Origin of the sequence: Ruegeria sp. Alg231-54, from assembly GCF_900143525.1 — a bacterium.
Classification (GTDB): domain Bacteria; phylum Pseudomonadota; class Alphaproteobacteria; order Rhodobacterales; family Rhodobacteraceae; genus Ruegeria.
In genome coordinates this window covers 1-16758 of sequence record NZ_FREZ01000028.1, presented here as the reverse complement: position 1 = coordinate 16758, position 16758 = coordinate 1, and the positions used below count along the sequence as shown (strand labels likewise).

Below are 16758 nucleotides of genomic sequence, written 5' to 3'. Positions count from 1 at the left end.
TACCGTTCCCGACAACTCTCATCGCCGCACCATAAGACCGCAGTTTGTCCGTCACGATGGATTCAGGTTGACCGTAGCGTTTCATTGATTTTCTGAGGAATTTCAACGCAGCTTTGCGGTCACGGCGCTTGGTCACATAACTTTCCAGCACCTCGCCTTCGTGATCCACAGCCCGCCATAGGTAGTGCGTCTCGCCATTGATCTTCACGAACACCTCGTCCAGATGCCACTGCCAGTTCGAATAAGATCGCATCCGATTGACCCTGTTTCTGCGGATCTCTGCGGCGAATATCGGGCCAAATCTGTTCCACCAATAACGCACAGTTTCGTGGCTGATCTCGATGCCGCGCTCGTGCAAAAGATCTTCAACATTGCGAAGCGAAAGCGGAAACCGAACATACATCATGACGGCCAGACGGATGATCTCGGGGCTCGTCTTGAAGTAGCGAAAAGGGCTGCGTTTTGTCATCCTGCGACGCTAAGTGCTCGCCATGCCCGCCTCAAGACAAGTTCTTCTGACAGTGCCTCCCGCGTTGCAGTAATTGGTTAACGATGCGGCCAATGGCGGCTTCGTCCGCTTACCGGACGCATGCAGCCGCAGAGATCAAGTAGCTTGGGAAAGGCAGCTCGGGGCTCATTCGACCAATTCGGGCCTGTCGCAGAGAAAGTCCGGTGCGAGCCCATATATGACCGATGCTGCGTGATGATCCGATGGCGGCTTTGCGCAGATAGTGACCTTTGCAAAGTCAGCCGTTTGATCGGTTCCGCCGCGATTTCATGCTGCGGTGCCGTCCTCAGGAGCTGACGTTCGCCGCAATTGCAGCGTGCTTGCCCGGTCACAGGCGGCAGTGCGGACTTTTCCGCCATTCGAAGGTACTGACCCAACTAGTGCTTCGCACCCAAACCTGCCGATCAACCCACAGTGGACGAGTGATTGTTTCAAACTCAAATTGGTCACTGGGTTGGGTTCAGTTTTAAGCCTAGCTACTGCATTGAAATCTGTGCCGTGCAAGCATGACTAACATTAAAAGACCGCCCGCATCCTCAATCCCAAAACCAGACTGTGGTTTGCTGTTGGGTTCAGAGCGGGGTTCTTGATATATTGAACGTCGGGTGTGATCTGAATGTTCTCTGAAACTTGGAGTCGCGTGAACAATTCGACTGTGTACTGGTCGCTCAAGCCCGGACCATAAGTGGTTTCATTTGGTTGACCCCAATTGACACCAAAACCTAACAGGCTGTCACCCGCGCCGAAATGATGCGCAAACCCAGCACTTACAGATTTCTGTAAAATGGTGCCGCCATCTTTGGCATAACCGGCCCGGAAAAAAGGCATCCACTTCTCGTCAAAAGAGCGGGAGTAGGAAAAGTTCACGCCCCATCCGTCGGGTACTCCGGCCGCCTGGCGTTCGTCGATATGCCAGAGAGTCAAATGCGTGTTGTCCAGATAGAACCGGTCCTGTGACGTGACCCAACCGATCTCAAGCGTCTTAAAAAATTCGCCGTCCCCAATGGTATCAAAACCATTCATCGGATCGGTCGAATCCGCATTAGCGTCAGCAAAACCTGTCACGAAATAAAGGTTGTCGGTGATCATCCCATTTACGAACAAACCAAGCGCTGCATCGTCGGGCAGAGCCATTGCGGCGCCACCGGTCCCAAAGGCGAAATTGAAGAAGCCAGTCCAGGGCGAAGCCAGCGCGTATACATCCGTCCAGTCGGTCACATCGAGCATGCCGCCAATAATTTCCAGGCGCCCACCACGCAGGTTTTGTTTCCAGTAAAAGTTGGTCAGCCTGTTGCCAGCATCGCTCAGCGAACTAAGCATCGCCCCGGCTAGACCAATATCCGCCGCCGCTGCGCTAACCGGTGGGCCGGAATACCCATGGCGATTTTCAACTTTCCAGACAAAAGTCCCTGTATTGTCGCTACCTCGTCCAACCAGTTCCCATTGGCCATAGAAACGCACGGCGCCGCTGTTGAAACTGTTTTCTCCGCTGATCGTGTTCGATGGAAACAGCCCCGCGGTAGTGTAGTCCAGAGTGTATGAGATGCCGGTTCTTTCGCGGAAACGCTCTTTCCATTCCCGATAGCTGAGCAAGACATCCTGCCCAGTTAGCGTGTCTTTTTTTCTGGCGTCATTGCGCAACTGGCTTGGGACCGCATCAGGCCCACCAAATCGGATAGTGGTCTGAGGCAGAATGGTTGTTGAACTTGCATCTTCAGCCAACGCATCTTGTCCTACAAAATTCAGACCAACTCCTGCTCCGATCAAAACAATCGTAAGAAACCTGCTCATTGCTTTATCCCAATCGATCTTATTTACAGGCGACATATCCACCCGATACCTTGAACCAGAAAATGCTGACCCTGGCGGATTCCAGGATCAGCGTTAATTGAGCTAGACGTGACCGGAGAATGGTCGGCGTGCGCAACCCGCGTGGATCCAATTGGTCAGTGACGTGTAGTCCCAAACAGGCATGTTCACCAACCGCTGAACGGCATGCGCATGCGGGGACAGTTCGGTACATTCCAAAAGGATCACACCGATATCGGGGTCTTTTGCCAAAAGGCGTTTGATCCCAGTAAGCACGTCCTGTTCAAATTTCACTGGATTGTAGGCACCCTGAACGGCCATGGCCCTGGCAAACTCGATGTCATCTTCGCACCCTTCGACCACGACGCGATTGGCCTTGTCATCCGGACTCAGTCCGCAGTTCTCCATCGCCGGGCCTTCGCGCAGAAGCGGCCCGTTGGCGGTCAGCACACCAACTTTTTTGTTGCCGGGCAAAGACCGGACCATCATTGGCAGCATCATCAGGCTGGAGGAAAAGAATGGCGTATTGATCCGCTCTTGAACCGCGATCTGGTAGTGACCAAAGAAGCCACAGTTCCCCATGATCGCCCGAACGCCCTGCATTTCAAGCCACTGCGCGGCCTCGACGCAGGCATCGGTGAACTGCTCGACAGGTGTTGTCGCCATCACGTCCAGAACATTTTCGGCATTCATCTCGCGATACAGCATCGGGAAATCGAACGTCGTCGCGTTTCCCATGTTGCCCGGTATCATCGGCAGGTTGGCCTGAAACTGGATCAGTCCAACAGTCAAACCCGAGACATTGCGCCCAGGCCACCAGGTAACATCTGTATTGTTGAAACCAGACTGCGGCGCGTAAAGATCATTGCCTCGTGAACCCGGATCAACCGTCTTCCAGTCAACGGTCGGTATTGTGCCGTCGGCCGCCGTCTGCGCCGTTGCCATGCTGGAGCTGGCGATCACACTCGCGCTGAATGCGGCTGCCCCAACGGCTGCGGTTCCCATGAATTCGCGTCTATCTATGACGGTTCCGGTGTCGGTATCATCAGGCGGCAGTTCGGGGTCATAATCGGTACTCATCCTGGTTTTCTCCCATTCCTAGTTAGATTGAAATGTGGCAGCCTACTGAGAAAAGCTGCGCCCAAAATCGATGCATCCAGCTGGTGAGCGGTTTGCACAATGGGCTGGCATGCTTGAACTCCGTCACGATGTTGGAACTCAAAGCACTGGGGCTGAAATCGCCGAGGTGCCTGATGATCATAGACAATTGATGAAAGTTCGCGCCTGACAGGTTTGGCACCAATTGGGCGGAAAAGTTGTCAAACCCGTCAGGTCTGTCAAATTTTTTTACCCAGCGGGCGGAAACAGTGATGTTATGGGATTATGAACAATGACCGCCTGATTACCGGGCCGGATGCACGGTCCAGCATGTCGACATTGCCTTTGGTTCGGCTGATATCGGCCCATCCGGTCCTTGAGGAGATGGACAAACGAGGCCTGCCTTCTGACGACGTTCTGGACAGCGTCGGCCTTAACCGCGAGGCACTGCTGGATTCGGACACGTTTGTGCATGCGATGGTCATGTATCAGTTTCTTGAGGCTGCGGCCGATGCGTCAGGCGAGAGGGATTTTTGCGCCAGAATTGGTGAGAATCTGGATCTGAGCAAATGGTATCCAACCGTTGGCGTTTCCAAAACGGCCTCTACCATTGGCGACCTGTTGACTGCGTGGGTTGTCTCCGCGACTAAGCATTCCAGTGCAATTCAGCAAAGGCTGGATGTTCATGGGGCTATGGCCATCATAAGTGGGCACAGATCCTTTAAATTGTCGCTTACACCTGCTCAGGTCGACGGGTTTCATGTGGGCTTTCTGATTTCAATTTTGCGACACGCCATGGGCCCAGACTGGAAGCCGTCAGAGGTATTGGTAACGGTCAGCGAATCAAAGGCATTGCCACAGATATTTCACGGCATCCACGCAGTAAAAGGGGACCGCCAAGGCCACAAGATCCGGTTCCCAGCCCAATGGCTTGCCAGGCAATTCGACGAGGCCGATTTTCTCAGGCGGGCTCTTCTAGAAAAAGAAAGCCAGAACCCAGCTAAATCCATCGTTTCTTCAATCAAGCAAGCCCTCAGGCCCCATATTGGCGAACCCGGTTTGTCCGGGCCAAAGATGGCATCGATTTGCGGCATGAACTACCGCATTCTGATGCGGCTGCTTGCCTTTGAGGGCACAAATCTCACCCAAATCACCAATGATCTGAAATGTGAAATTGCAGTGGGTGCCCTGGCGCAGGAAAAAACGAGTATTTCTGAAATCGCTGGCCAACTAGGCTACTCAGACTCAACCAGTTTCACCCGTGCGTTCCGAAAATGGACAGGGTTCTCCCCGACCAAGTACCGGGAATGGAAACTGTGACGACGTCAAAATGGCGTCGGATTATTCGGAAAACGAACGGTAGAATTAGTTTGTTTCGGCGTTTTCATGCTCTCTGCAACTTATGCCCGTTTTCAGACCCTTTCGGACGTTCCCGCCCAGAGCGTCGAACGGCTTTCCGATTTTCGCGGCGCTCGCCGACTAAGTCCGCTTTTTACAGGTTGAACCTCAGCCTCAGGCCGAACACGAGCGGATCATCTGCGTTATACCCCGGGTTCTTTAGGTATTGCACGTCAGCCGTTAGTACCAGGTTGTCGGAGACATCCATTCGGTAGAACGCCTCGAAGGTTGTTTGAATTTCCAATCCGGCGATCACTGGTTCCGCCCAGGTTGCAGCGACCCCAATCAGGTCATCATAGAACCCCGGTCGCCAGATCAACCCGCCGGTCGCCCCCTTTTTGGCAATCGGGTCATTGCCGTCGGACCATCCAATCCGCCCGAACACCATCAGATCGTTTTCAAACGTGTAGTTGCCCGACAGGACGAGCCCTGAACTGGACGGCAGGCCTTTGTCCTCTCGGGCGTCGATGTGATATGCGCCGAGGTGGATATTGGTTAGGTAGCGTTGGTTCCGGGCCGGCGTCCAGCCGATCTCGGCGTATTTGTAGAACTCGGCGCCTCCCGGAAACCAGTCAACATCCGTCAACGAACCGTTCGCATCCGAAACGATCCCAAGCACGTAGATCTGATCCGTCAAGTGAACACCGCCACCAATTCCGAAGCCGGGGTCCGGGATCGTCAGCACCGGATTGTAGTTGATGGCGAAGTTCTGGAAGCCGGTGCGAGGGTTCACATAGCCCAGGATGTCGGTGTAATCACCGGGATCAATCCGACCCGCAACGATGCCGCCTCGCCCGCCCATGATCGCCTGAGACCAGTAAGCTACGGACAAGCTATTGCCGGTGTCTCCGAAAGTCAGGCCGGTGAGCCCGACATAGCCGATTTCACCCGCCAGACCGGTAGGTGTCTGGTTCAGACCCAGCTTGTGACGGTTCTCCAAGATGAAGACAAAGCTGCCGGGATTGCTCCCGCCGCGATCTGCCAGCGTCCATGTCCCCAGAATCCTAGCCTGTCCCGATGCGCCTTCATCGACACCGGAAACGGTACTGTCGGATCTCTGGTAAAGCGCCTGATAGTCAAACGACAGGGCAAGGCCGGTTTCCTTCCGTAGCCTCTCTTTCCAGGATTCGGCGGGATCGATAGTTCGATCAAATCCGGGCCATCGTGAGGTTTGAAGCCTGCGCAGCCGGTCCTGCTCTTGCTGCGCTTCGGCGTTGGCGGGGCCGCCAATTGAGGTTGCCGCAGCGGCTTCAAGCCGATCACGAGGACCGAATTCCTGAGCAACCGTAGATGAAGCATGACTTGCCATCAAAGCAGCCAATAAGATGTGACGCCACATCAGAAAAAGTTCATCCATGTGGTCATGCGCAGGGTCAGCTGATTGATGAACTGGAACTTTGTCCCTTGGTCCGTCAGCACCAGCCCCTGGCCGGATGATCCTGGCGGCAGGGCTTGCCCTTGGGTGTCCAGTTCCAGCACCACAACATAGCTCGTATCGGTGATCGTGGGTACTTCGGGGGTGGCCCCATCCAGATCATATTCGGCATCCGGTGAGGAAAGGAACAATCCTGACACGGTTCCCTGGAACGTCTGCCCGGGGAAGGCTTTGAACACCGCTTCGGCCTTCTGCCCCGTCTTCACGTTGCGGATCTGGTTCTGGCTGAGAACCAGGTTGATGACGGGGTTGTTCACATCGAGGAACGCCAGCACCGGCACGTTGGGACTGACCCGGTTGCCCGATAGAAGAGTCATGGCGGGAACCATGCCGTCAAAGGGGGCTCGCACGGTTGTGTTGGAAAGATCGACTTCGGCGAGGGTTACGGCAGCTTCGGCCACAGCTACATTGGCACGCAAGGCTTCGACCTCGGCTACGGCGACCGTGTTGCGCGATAGCAGTTCCTCTTTTCGCGCCAATTGGTCCTGCGCCAGCGCCAGTTGTGCCTGAGCTTGCTGCAAGGCAGCGGTGTAAGGCGTCTTGTCGATCTCGAACAGAACCTCACCTTCGGAGATCGGCGTGCGCGACTTGGCGACAACCTCGGTCACCGGCCCCGCAACCGCTGGCTTGATTCCGACAGAGCCCACCGTGACCATGGAGCCGCCCATGGGGGCATTCCAATTGAGCGGGAGAAAGATGCTCATGAAAGCGATCACCCAAACAGCAACTGGCGAGACTTTCATCCAGCCGTACCATTTCGGGAAGACGCCGACCTTGACCAACACCCAAAGCAGCCCGACGTAGCCTCCAACCAGCACCATGATCATGCGGCACCGCCTTTTGCGACATCCGCCGCAGCTACTTCAGCATCAGTGGAGCCTGCATAGGCCCAGATCAACACCAAGGGAAACAGGACACCTCCGGCTATCAGGGTGACCCAGCCACCGATGGAAACCGCTGATCGATAGGGATGCCGGCGCTTTGCAGCCACCCGACCGGGCCACCCCCCGAGAAAGACTAGGACCCCTATACCGAGGCCCGCCATGAACAGAATCATGCCGATAGCTATGTAGTCGAGTGCGGTCATGAGAACTCCCTTACTTCAAAGTTCGCCACCAGACGGCGTGAGACACCTGCTTTTTTGGTATCAGTTCAGCGTATTTTTGTAGATCACGCCGTCTTTCATGATCACGACAAGGTTCTTGCCCGGGTCAGTCAATAGTGCGAGGTCTTCCAAAACGTTACCGTCGACCAAAAGTAGATCAGCATATGCACCTTCGGCGACGACACCTTTTGCACCTTCTTGATAGGGATCATTTGGCCCCATAAGGTCGATGACTTCTGCTGCCGTTGACGTTGCCGCGCGTAGCGCGCCAGCCGCACCAAGATATTTCTCCAATTGCAGCAATTCGAGGGCCGCAGTCTTGTCGAACGCGAGTGTTTGGTTCCATTGAGACAGAAGGTCGGTGCCAAACACGATCTTCACCTCATGCTTGATCGCCGCCTCCATGGCCACAGGGTATTCATCGTAGATCGATTTCCACTTTGCAAAGGATGCTGGCGACAAGAATGCTGCTGCGTTCTCTTCGGTAAGCCCGAGAACCGCTTCCAGATTTGGTTGCATATAGACACCCTTTTCCCCCATCAGCTTAGCGGTGTCTTCGGTGATCAGTGGCGCGTGAAGGATATGGGGAACACCGGCTTCAACTGCCATACGAACGGATTCATCGGTGTATGCGTGCACAGTAACAAAGGTCTTCATGTTTCGCGCCACTTCCACAGCTGCCGCAATTTCCTCGGGTGAGCCTTGCAAACCATGCAGTGGATCAAACCGGCTGGAAACACCGCCGCCGACCATCATCTTTAAATGGGTCGCACCTTTGCGAAAATTCTCTCTGCCACAGCGCCGGATTTCGGTTACGCCATCGGCAATGCAAGCCGTGTAGTATTCATACCAACTTCTAATACCTCCGGAATTGTTGGGGTTGTACTCCATCCGCGTGCGAAAATCCCCATGCCCGTTAGTTTGCGTAATGAAGGCCTCGGCGGAATAGATGCGCGGCCCAAAAAAACCAGCGTCTCCGTCGATCAGGTCCTTTAGATAAATCGCCGGCCCGCCGACGTCCATGACAGTGGTAAACCCATTCATGAGCATGCCTTCAGCCCGCTTCATCGCAATTGCGCCATGTGCAAGAGGGCTAAGCTCGTGACGCGCCGTTGATAATTCCCGCACAATAGACAAATGCGTATGCATATCCATCAGGCCGGGCATCAATGTGCGTCCCTCTCCGTTGATGACAGTCGCGCCGCCTGCGCTAATTGCAGCGGTCGAGACGGTCTTGATCAGGTTTCCCTCAACCAACACGTTTGCGTTTTCGAGCAACCCGTCATTGACACCATCGAACACATTGACATTCGTAAACAATGTCTGCGCAGGAGCCTCATCGGCTACTGCCGTTGTCCCCGAAACACCGACCACGGCGAACGCAATGAACAACATCCTGATGAATGCAATTGTACTCATTTTCTCATTCGTCCTCTCTGTTTTCTCTGCCCAGGATGCAAGGTCACTCGCTGGGGCCCCCATAGGCACCCGAAATCTTTTGGGCCGCCTTAGCCACGTCAACCATTTCTGCTGTGGTCACAATTGGTGTTGCTGTGGCCGTGTCGACTGTGCCAGCCCCGAACATGATAATTTGAATTGGGCTGATATCGACTGACTTGGGGCACTGGATGACAACGTAACTCTTGTAGTTGAACATACCAAAGTAATAGTCGATCAGCTCGCATCCTGCGGCGTTCATGAGCGCCTCAGCATTGGCGCCACGATCCTGAGGATTTGCAAGAACTGCACCCCAAGTCGAAGGCTCTGCGATACCTTCCAGCATATAGCGGGTCGTTTCTTCGGCATGTGCCGTGGTCGCAAGTATTGAGAATGCAGTCACCAGAGCCGTAATTTTCATCGAGTTTCCCCTGAGCTAGTTGTGAACATCGTTGGAGTTTGACGACAAGGTTCCCAAGAAAGCCTCAAGATCGTTCAGATCCCGATCCGTCAGGTCACCGTGGGAAACCTCGTCCGCGAGCGTCGACCCAGACACGGCACGGTAGTTGTTCAGGACCTGTGCCAGCGAGGTAAAAGTGCCGTTGTGCATATACGGAGGACGATCCGACGCGCCACGCAAAGTAGGTGTCTTGAATGTACCGACGTACTTGCGCGTATCCCGGTCCAGAAACCGGATATGATCACCGTCTGCTTCCGGGTCCGCGTCGCTCCATTTACCAAAGAACCCGAACTCCGTGGCCTCAAGCTCTAGAAATGCAGTGCCGCGCCCCGGATCCAGTTCTCCGGCATCCGGGGTTCCTGAGTGGTGAAACTCTCCGTTCGTGAACATGGGGCCATTGTGGCAATTGATACATTTGGCCTTTCCGACAAACAGCCTCAGACCACGCGTTTCCGCTTCTGTCAGGATACCGGTTTCTTTGCTGTCACTCTGCAATGCGTGGGCATACAAATCAAACCGGGTCTTTTCTGGCAGCAATGTGCGAACATGTGCTGCCAGCGCCTTTCCTGTGTTTGCAAAGACTTGGTCCACCGGCTGGTTTGTGGCGTCGTCTTCAAAAACCTGCTGATAGGGCTGAGAGTAATGCGCCAGCACAAGCTGCTGCACCTGATGCCGGTCAATCCCGTGCTCAACGGGGTTTTCCAGCGGGCCAAGCGTTTGCGACCAGAGCGAATCCGCCCGACCGTCCCAAAAGAACCATTTCTGATAGGCCATTCCGACAATTGGCATGGTCCGGCGACTGGCGAGGCCAATACCAAGACCTTTGGGAAGATCATCGGTGAACCCATAGTCCTGCCGGTGGCAAGTCGCACAGCTTACCTCGCCGTTGGCACTGAACCGGCTGTCGTGGAAAATCGCACGACCCAAAGCCGCTGCCTCCGGGTCATCGGCGTATTTGTTCGAGGGTGAGGACGGTGGAGGTAGCAATTGGGATAAAGAAAGGGATTGGATCAGAGCCAGTTCTCGAGCGCTCCAATCAAAGAGATCAGCGTCAGCACCTTTGCTCGGGTTGGAAAGAACAACGCAAAAGCTGAAAGCGGTCAGCAATAGGCCGATTGCTTTTGACGAGCCGAGTGGTTCAGCTTTCATCCGCTTTCCTCCCCTCCGGGGCGCGTTGGCTTTCACCGACAATCAGGTTGAAACGCAAAAGATGGCGGCTGCCTGCTCCTGAGATGTCAAGAGTGACCTCCCAATACCCCGGCATGTGGAAATTCATTCCACGAACAAGATACAAACCCGGTGTATCAGACTCCTGAATTAGCGGTGTGGTGGTCATGCCGTGCAGATGCTCGGGCATGTCCGCTGTCAGATCTATGTCCGCGCCGACAACCGGCAGGCCGTTCTTGTCCTGCAAGGACAATCGCCAAGTGTGCACGCTATTCAGAGGAAGTTCTGGAAAATCGGTCTCATAAGACGCTTGGAGCGTTCCATATCGCGTGGCCACAGTCGTTGAAGCGTCCAGATCCGCTGGGCGTTCCCGGCGCACCTTGCCAATCGCATCCATTGCGCCTGCCGTATCCGGCAGGGCGAAGATTGAGAGCAATACCAAGAGCAACCAATGCATGATGTTGTGCCAGCCAGAGGCGTATGATGCTTCCGGCTTCCTTTCCGCTGGTCTAGCCGATGGTGTCTTTGATCACCCGTAGGAAGTTTCCACCCATGATCTTGGCGATGTCCTCATCCGAATAGCCACGCTGGATCAGACCGCGGGTCATGTTCGGATAGGCCGAGTTATTTTCCCAGCCCACATGCCCGTCGGACCAAGGCCAAACCTCGAACTCTCCGATGTTTGCAACGACTTCCTCGTCCCATTCCGGAGCAGACAAAATTTGTTCGAATGTCGCGGGGATAATGAAATCAGAGCCAAATCCCACACCGTCAATACCTGCAATGTTAACCGCGTGATCGACGTTATCGAGCATATCCTCGACTGTGCATTTATCGCTTCCGGCAATGGCTGTTGGCGTGCTGATAACCCCCATCACGCCGCCTTTGTCAGCAACTGTCCTGATGGCCTCATCCGTTGTCGCCCGTGTCTGATTGATCTTTGACAACATCCCGGCGTGGGAAATGACGATGGGCTTGGTCGAGACTTCCGCTGCACGCATCTGAGTTTCGGGCGAGCTGTGGCCAGTATCGACCAACAATCCGACTTCGTTCATCCGCTCAACCACCATGTGACCCAAGCGGCTGAGACCAAATCGGTTTTCCGGAGCTTCGGCACTGCCCGCTCCAACGGCGTTGGTGGCATTATAGGTAATCTGGATAATCCGCAGCCCTTTGCGGTGCATCTCATCCAGGCGATTCACAGCATCGTCCAGAAACTTGGTGTTCTGCGTGCCCGGCATAAAGCCAACTTTTCCGGTCTTTTTTGCCTCCAGTATATCCGCATGGTTCAGCGTCATCATCGCGTCATCGCGGAACAGGTGCATCATACGATAAAGCGCATCCAGATCCCTGTTCAGCGCTTCCCAACTCCACCATTCCTGCGGTTTGAACACAGTGTCCGGGGTCCAGCGCAACATGTCCGAAATCCCAATCGAGAAATTGCCCGATGTTCCACCGCCGCGTTTCATGTTGATGATGAACTCGGGGTAAAACGTACACTCGGACAGACCGTCAAAGATGATCAGGGACTCGTGCAGTTCCTTGGCGTGATCTTCCTGTTCCGGTGTCAGGCCAAAATCATAGACCGTTGCCGGGGCGCTGATGTATTTGAAATTCTTGTTGCCGCTGAACCCACCATATTCATCCAGTTCACGGGCTAAGACCGGGGTGCCGAGAAGCGGAAGGGCAGCGGCAGATTGCGCCGCCATGGCCACCATTTCGCGGCGGGAAAACTTGTTCTTGTTTGACATGGTGTGTCCTCTTCAATGACGACGCCCGGATTGCGTGGGCGATCCGTAGCTTCGGCTGGCGATAAAATTCTCTAATCCGCGAAGCCTTTGTGCGTGTTGGAGAAAATAAGGTGAAGGCAGCATATCTATGTTCGAAATTAGTCTGGAAAAATGTGGCTGTCTTATCCCCAGCGTACAGCAACATCATATTGCCGTCCTTGAATGAATGACAACACCAAGCTGATTGGTCTAGATTAAGCGGATGCCCGATAGTTCACCCCCACTGGTTCGCGCTGCGCTCCTGATGCCGCTCATACATCACTTCGAAGAGCGTGGAGGGGATGTCGATCTCTTGTTGGCCGACATGCAGATTTCCAATGCCATCAGAACGGATTTTGATCGGCTCATTCCAGTAAAAGCCATCTACGAGACCATTGATGAGATCGCCACTCGTCTTGGTGATCCGTTTTTTGGGGCCACACTCGGGCGCGACATGGCACGAAATGCGATGGGTCCGGTGACAAAGCATCTAGCCAGCGAGCAAACGGTGGGTAACGTGCTGAACCGCTTTCTGATTTCTGTCGGATCCTATGGGAATTCCACCAACTACAGGCTGGAGAATGATGGGCAAAACGCTACTCTGAAAATGACTCGAAAAGCCCAACCCGACGCCAACCCGGCGCAACCGGACGCGCTTACCCTGGCACTTCTTGTAGAGCAAATTCGACCACGTGTGGGTCAAGCCTGGAACCCGAAGGATGTGCTTGCAGTGGTGGTAGACGAAGCCGTCGTGCCCGAGTGGTTGCTCCCCCGTTCTTCTTTGATTACCGGCTCAAAGATGGGTCTGACATTGCGTTTTCCCTCGGTATGGATGGTTATGAACCAAGCGTATTCGCCCGGCGACACTCCTTTGGGTGAGGCGAACAAGGAGTATGACACCCTAGCGGAAGCGGTTCGGAGCTTCTGCAAAGAACATATGAATGACCCCAAGCTCGACATCACAAAAACCGCCCGCGCTTGTCGCCTTCATCCCAAGGCGCTGAGCCGAAACCTGTCCAACGAAGACACATCCTTCAAAGCAATTCTGGATGACCAACGGCGGCAATATGCAATCACAGCAATCGGCCAAGGTAAGTTGACGGTGACAGAAATTGCCCTTCGCACTGGCTTTACCCAAGCATCGAATTTTACAAGGGCGTATCGACGCTGGACGGGTAAAACCCCCTCGCAGGCTCGCGCGAAGCAGAGATGAATTGCATCCGGTTTCACGCTCTGGGCGTAGTCGAAGCTGGGAGGATAGGCGTCTTCCGCAATTTGATGTGACTTCATCCGGAGTAGGCCACCCACTCGATTTGAATTCGCCGTGTCTAGTCGATCCTGCCCGTTCGCGTCCTTTGAAATTTGGCCGGGCTTGATCCAGACCAGCACTTGGCCTTTTGCTCACCTTGCTCGCCTGCGAATTCTCATCAAAAGCAATGAAAGTATATAGCGAGCTGGTCACGGCCTGTACGCATTGGTTGGTTTAGGACAAAGCAGACATTGCGACGGGAGCAACCGAAGCTCAACGTAGGTCCATTCACTCGACTTCGCAAAGTCGGGTTTCTGCGCATTTCTGCTATCCGTTGCTGGCGCAGCATTCGACAAAGAGGGCTCGATGCGGACCTTCGCTGCAGTACATCCGGACGACCACTCTGCGGGACGAAGCCGCCGTTCAACGTAGGGTGCTGATTCAAGGGTGTGTGAATTCCTGGGCTGCAATCCAGGGGACCTATTCTATCTATCCCAGTTTCGCCAGAAGAGTGCCGACTCGCGCTCTACGAATCGTTAAAATTATACCTGTCAATATATGAATATGATTTTCCCCAAGTTAGCATTTTCATGCGGGCGCTCAATATCAGGGGATCTGAAATGTATTTTTGCAATAAATCAAACAGTTCGACAATTTTGGCATGTCTTCTCGCGCTTACGGCTGGATCGCAGGCTGATGCGTTTGAAGGAGAAGTTCCACCGCCTGAAGCGGTCCCCCCTCAGGACTACTCTCCGTTTGTCAATCGCTCTTACCCTAATCAAGTGTTGTTCGGCGACCTTCACTTTCACACAGAGATTTCCTTCGATGCCGGCCTGATTGGCACCTCACTAAACATCCACGACGCGTTTCGTGTCGCGCGCGGCGAAAAGATCATTTCGAACACCGGGCAACCGGTCCAACTCATACGTCCCCTGGATTTTCTGGCAATCACAGAGCACGCAGAAATGCTGGGGCTATCCACTGCAATCCGCACGTCAAACCAAAACCTGTTGCAGGACGAATGGGGCAGACGCATTTACGACCAGTTTGGAGAGGGGCAGCTAGGCCGGATGGCCGCTTTCGGAGAGATCATTGAAATCTCAACTGTAGAGGGAAGAGATCCGACCGCTGGTCTGGACCTCGACGGTGATATCTGGCTCGATATCGTCGAGACAGTAGACGAATACAACGATCCAGGCACTTTTACGGCGCTAAGCGGGTTCGAGTGGACTTTCACACCCAAGGGCGACAACCTGCACCGCGTGATCATATTTGGCGACGGTGCGGAAAAAACCAGCAAGACTCGCCCCTTGTCGTTTTTCCAAGCGCCGGACCCGGAAATGCTGTGGGACTATTTGTCCGACTACGAGGCCAATATCGGCGGAAAGGCCATTTCTGTGCCGCATAACGGGAATATGTCGAACGGGCTGATGTTCAACAAGAACAAGTTCGACGGTTCGCCCATGGATGCAGATTATGCGGCCAAGCGCATTCGCTGGGAACCGATGCACGAGATGACCCAAATCAAAGGTGACGAGGAAACCCACCCATTGTTGTCACCGGATGACGAATTTGCGGATTTCGAACGCTGGGATGTTGCTAATCTCTCGGGCACGGCGGCAAAGACACCCGAGATGCTGCAATACGAGTACGCCCGGTCCGCGCTCAAGGTGGGTCTGGAGATTGAACGTGATATCGGCGTGAACCCCTATAAGTTCGGACTTTATGGCACGACTGACACGCACACAGCGTTACCCACGACGCGCGAGGACAACTATTTTGGCAAGTACCAGCACACGGAACCGTCCGCCAATCGGCACAATATGGATGTGATTCCTGCCGAAGATCCAGCGCTAAGGATTCTGACCGCGCAAGAATCTGCATCCGGCCTTACCGCCGTCTGGGCCCGCGAAAACACCCGTAAGGAAGTATACGGCGCGATTACCCGCAAAGAAGCCTATGCTACAACCGGCAGCCGTATCCGCGTTCGAGTATTTGGTGGCTGGGAGTTTGAAGAGGCAGACCTTCAGACTTCAGATTTTATATCCAATGGTTATCAGAATGGTGTTCCGATGGGCAGCGACCTCGTCAACGCGCCCGAGAATGCCGCGCCACGTTTTCTGGTCCGCGCCCTGCGCGATCCGGACGGGGCCAATCTAGATCGGGTGCAGATCATTAAGGGATGGATTGATAAGGCTGGTGAAACGCACGAACGGGTATATGACGTGGCCGTATCCGGCAATCGTCAAATTGGTGATGACGGGCGGGCGCGTGAACCGGTCGGATCGACTGTGGACATTGAGGCCGCAAGCTTCACTAACACAATTGGCGCCGTCGCCATGGATGCCTATTGGGTGGATTCGGATTTTGATCCCAGTGAAAGCGCGTTCTACTATGTGCGTGTAATCGAAATTCCAAAGCCGCGTTGGACCACATATGATGCGGCGTTTTACGGAATTCCATTGCCGGAGGCAGTACAGCCGACTGTCCAGGATCGCGCGTATACCTCTCCAATTTGGTACACTCCGTAGCGCATGCAAAACAGTATCAGCGGAACATAGCTGCGCGCCCGCCTTGGGCTCGGAGCCGACATCCGATCAGTTCACTCAAACAAATGACGGGCAAATAAGCGGCCAATGTCGGCAAAGTGTTGTAAGCGGCCTAATGCACCCGCAGCAGCCAAATTACGCAGCGACGGCGGCTTAGGGCTCATACCGTCAGTCGAAGCCTACCGCAGAGAATGGCAGCGTCGAGCCCAAAGCAGAAACGCCATGCGATTAAGCAGAAGAACCTGCTAGCACCAAAAATCAGTGGTCAACAAGGTGGTGTCAGACCAATTCGAACCAGTCTCTACAAGGACAATGACACTGTCCTTATGCCGCGCCGAGTTGACGCCACTCAGTGAGAGCAACGGCGCGGTTGAGCTTGAAATTATCGCGGTTGTAGAGGTGGCGTTCCAGATTAAAGTGGTTGTGAACCGAAGAGTGAACATCGGAGAATTTCTGCAGGCTTTTCATCTGCCGAAACCGCAGCATCACCCGTTCTCGTCGTCGAAATGGCAGATGGGAATTCTCGCTTCGATTGTTCCGCCAGCGGCCGGTCTCTTGCCGACTACCGTTCCCGACAACTCTCATCGCCGCACCATAAGACCGCAGTTTGTCCGTCACGATGGATTCAGGTTGACCGTAGCGTTTCATTGATTTTCTGAGGAATTTCAACGCAGCTTTGCGGTCACGGCGCTTGGTCACATAACTTTCCAGCACCTCGCCTTCGTGATCCACAGCCCGCCATAGGTAGTGCGTCTCGCCATTGATCTTCACGAA

The 16758-nt window shown here is 54.4% G+C and carries 15 protein-coding genes; 3 read left to right on the top strand and 12 right to left on the bottom strand.

Annotation, left to right across the window (positions count from 1 at the left end):
* From DHN12_RS23975 to DHN12_RS23965, 3 genes are all read right to left on the bottom strand, one after another.
* The coding region (locus DHN12_RS23975) for an IS6 family transposase (protein ID WP_108862451.1) at nucleotides 1-469 on the bottom strand (469 nt) is incomplete at its 3' end.
* 555 nt (nucleotides 470-1024) lie between these two features.
* The gene (locus DHN12_RS23970) at nucleotides 1025-2299 is read right to left on the bottom strand and encodes a carbohydrate porin (protein ID WP_159090217.1); all 1275 of its coding nucleotides are present in this window, start codon (nucleotides 2297-2299) and stop codon (nucleotides 1025-1027) included.
* Nucleotides 2300-2401: 102 nt separating this feature from the next.
* Nucleotides 2402-3397 carry a hypothetical protein gene (locus DHN12_RS23965; RefSeq protein WP_108862449.1) on the bottom strand — a complete coding sequence of 332 codons (996 nt, stop codon included), beginning with the start codon at nucleotides 3395-3397 and terminating at the stop codon, nucleotides 2402-2404.
* 303 nt (nucleotides 3398-3700) lie between these two features.
* On the opposite strand from DHN12_RS23965, the gene DHN12_RS23960 reads away from it, so the two are divergent.
* The gene (locus DHN12_RS23960) at nucleotides 3701-4735 is read left to right on the top strand and encodes an AraC family transcriptional regulator (RefSeq protein ID WP_108862448.1); all 1035 of its coding nucleotides are present in this window, start codon (nucleotides 3701-3703) and stop codon (nucleotides 4733-4735) included.
* Nucleotides 4736-4907: 172 nt separating this feature from the next.
* Here DHN12_RS23960 and DHN12_RS23955 read toward each other — a convergent pair whose 3' ends face one another.
* Genes DHN12_RS23955 through DHN12_RS23920 form a run of 8 tightly spaced genes read right to left on the bottom strand, consistent with a single transcriptional unit; the run spans nucleotide 4908 to nucleotide 12168 of the window.
* Nucleotides 4908-6170 (bottom strand): carbohydrate porin, encoded by a 1263-nt coding sequence (locus DHN12_RS23955; protein ID WP_108862447.1) that lies wholly within the window; start codon nucleotides 6168-6170, stop codon nucleotides 4908-4910.
* Nucleotides 6152-7075, bottom strand: coding sequence for an HlyD family secretion protein (locus DHN12_RS23950; RefSeq protein ID WP_108862446.1), 924 nt, complete (start codon nucleotides 7073-7075; stop codon nucleotides 6152-6154). Before DHN12_RS23950 ends, DHN12_RS23955 begins: the two co-directional genes overlap by 19 nt.
* Nucleotides 7072-7335, bottom strand: a complete 264-nt coding sequence (locus tag DHN12_RS23945; RefSeq protein ID WP_058272161.1) for a DUF3302 domain-containing protein — start codon at nucleotides 7333-7335, stop codon at nucleotides 7072-7074. The genes DHN12_RS23950 and DHN12_RS23945 overlap by 4 nt, the downstream gene beginning before the upstream one ends.
* 60 nt (nucleotides 7336-7395) lie before the next feature.
* Nucleotides 7396-8772: an amidohydrolase family protein gene (locus DHN12_RS23940; RefSeq protein WP_159090216.1), complete on the bottom strand. Its 1377-nt coding sequence runs from the start codon at nucleotides 8770-8772 to the stop codon at nucleotides 7396-7398.
* A 43-nt stretch (nucleotides 8773-8815) separates the two neighbouring features.
* Complete coding sequence (locus DHN12_RS23935; RefSeq protein WP_058272163.1) at nucleotides 8816-9211, bottom strand: hypothetical protein; 396 nt, start codon at nucleotides 9209-9211, stop codon at nucleotides 8816-8818.
* Nucleotides 9212-9226: 15 nt separating this feature from the next.
* Nucleotides 9227-10399, bottom strand: a complete 1173-nt coding sequence (locus tag DHN12_RS23930; protein WP_058278461.1) for a cytochrome-c peroxidase — start codon at nucleotides 10397-10399, stop codon at nucleotides 9227-9229.
* A complete protein-coding gene (locus DHN12_RS23925) occupies nucleotides 10389-10874 on the bottom strand; it encodes a FixH family protein (protein ID WP_058272165.1) in 486 nt (161 codons plus the stop codon). The genes DHN12_RS23930 and DHN12_RS23925 overlap by 11 nt, the downstream gene beginning before the upstream one ends.
* Before the next feature lie 52 nt (nucleotides 10875-10926).
* Nucleotides 10927-12168, bottom strand: a complete 1242-nt coding sequence (locus DHN12_RS23920) for a dipeptidase (RefSeq protein WP_108862444.1) — start codon at nucleotides 12166-12168, stop codon at nucleotides 10927-10929.
* A 241-nt stretch (nucleotides 12169-12409) separates the two neighbouring features.
* Here DHN12_RS23920 and DHN12_RS23915 point away from each other — a divergent pair, with 241 nt between their 5' ends.
* Nucleotides 12410-13399 (top strand): AraC family transcriptional regulator, encoded by a 990-nt coding sequence (locus DHN12_RS23915; protein WP_108862443.1) that lies wholly within the window; start codon nucleotides 12410-12412, stop codon nucleotides 13397-13399.
* Between the two features lie 692 nt (nucleotides 13400-14091).
* The gene (locus tag DHN12_RS23910) at nucleotides 14092-15966 is read left to right on the top strand and encodes a DUF3604 domain-containing protein (RefSeq protein WP_234416780.1); all 1875 of its coding nucleotides are present in this window, start codon (nucleotides 14092-14094) and stop codon (nucleotides 15964-15966) included.
* A gap of 342 nt (nucleotides 15967-16308) precedes the next feature.
* On the opposite strand, the gene DHN12_RS23905 is transcribed toward DHN12_RS23910, so the two are convergent.
* Nucleotides 16309-16758, bottom strand: a 450-nt coding sequence (locus tag DHN12_RS23905) for a DDE-type integrase/transposase/recombinase (protein ID WP_159090215.1), incomplete at its 5' end; no start/stop codon positions are given.

What these genes read in the sequence shown, in the direction of transcription:
- DHN12_RS23945 (WP_058272161.1), bottom strand. Translation starts at nt 7,335, where the DNA reads ATGACCGCACTCGACTACATAGCTATCGGCATGATTCTGTTCATGGCG.
- DHN12_RS23930 (WP_058278461.1), bottom strand. Translation starts at nt 10,399, where the DNA reads ATGAAAGCTGAACCACTCGGCTCGTCAAAAGCAATCGGCCTATTGCTG.
- DHN12_RS23920 (WP_108862444.1), bottom strand. Translation starts at nt 12,168, where the DNA reads ATGTCAAACAAGAACAAGTTTTCCCGCCGCGAAATGGTGGCCATGGCG.
- DHN12_RS23965 (WP_108862449.1), bottom strand. Translation starts at nt 3,397, where the DNA reads ATGAGTACCGATTATGACCCCGAACTGCCGCCTGATGATACCGACACC.
- DHN12_RS23935 (WP_058272163.1), bottom strand. Translation starts at nt 9,211, where the DNA reads ATGAAAATTACGGCTCTGGTGACTGCATTCTCAATACTTGCGACCACG.
- DHN12_RS23940 (WP_159090216.1), bottom strand. Translation starts at nt 8,772, where the DNA reads ATGAGTACAATTGCATTCATCAGGATGTTGTTCATTGCGTTCGCCGTG.
- DHN12_RS23955 (WP_108862447.1), bottom strand. Translation starts at nt 6,170, where the DNA reads ATGGATGAACTTTTTCTGATGTGGCGTCACATCTTATTGGCTGCTTTG.
- DHN12_RS23960 (WP_108862448.1), top strand. Translation starts at nt 3,701, where the DNA reads ATGAACAATGACCGCCTGATTACCGGGCCGGATGCACGGTCCAGCATG.
- DHN12_RS23925 (WP_058272165.1), bottom strand. Translation starts at nt 10,874, where the DNA reads ATGCATTGGTTGCTCTTGGTATTGCTCTCAATCTTCGCCCTGCCGGAT.
- DHN12_RS23970 (WP_159090217.1), bottom strand. Translation starts at nt 2,299, where the DNA reads ATGAGCAGGTTTCTTACGATTGTTTTGATCGGAGCAGGAGTTGGTCTG.
- DHN12_RS23950 (WP_108862446.1), bottom strand. Translation starts at nt 7,075, where the DNA reads ATGATCATGGTGCTGGTTGGAGGCTACGTCGGGCTGCTTTGGGTGTTG.
- DHN12_RS23915 (WP_108862443.1), top strand. Translation starts at nt 12,410, where the DNA reads ATGCCCGATAGTTCACCCCCACTGGTTCGCGCTGCGCTCCTGATGCCG.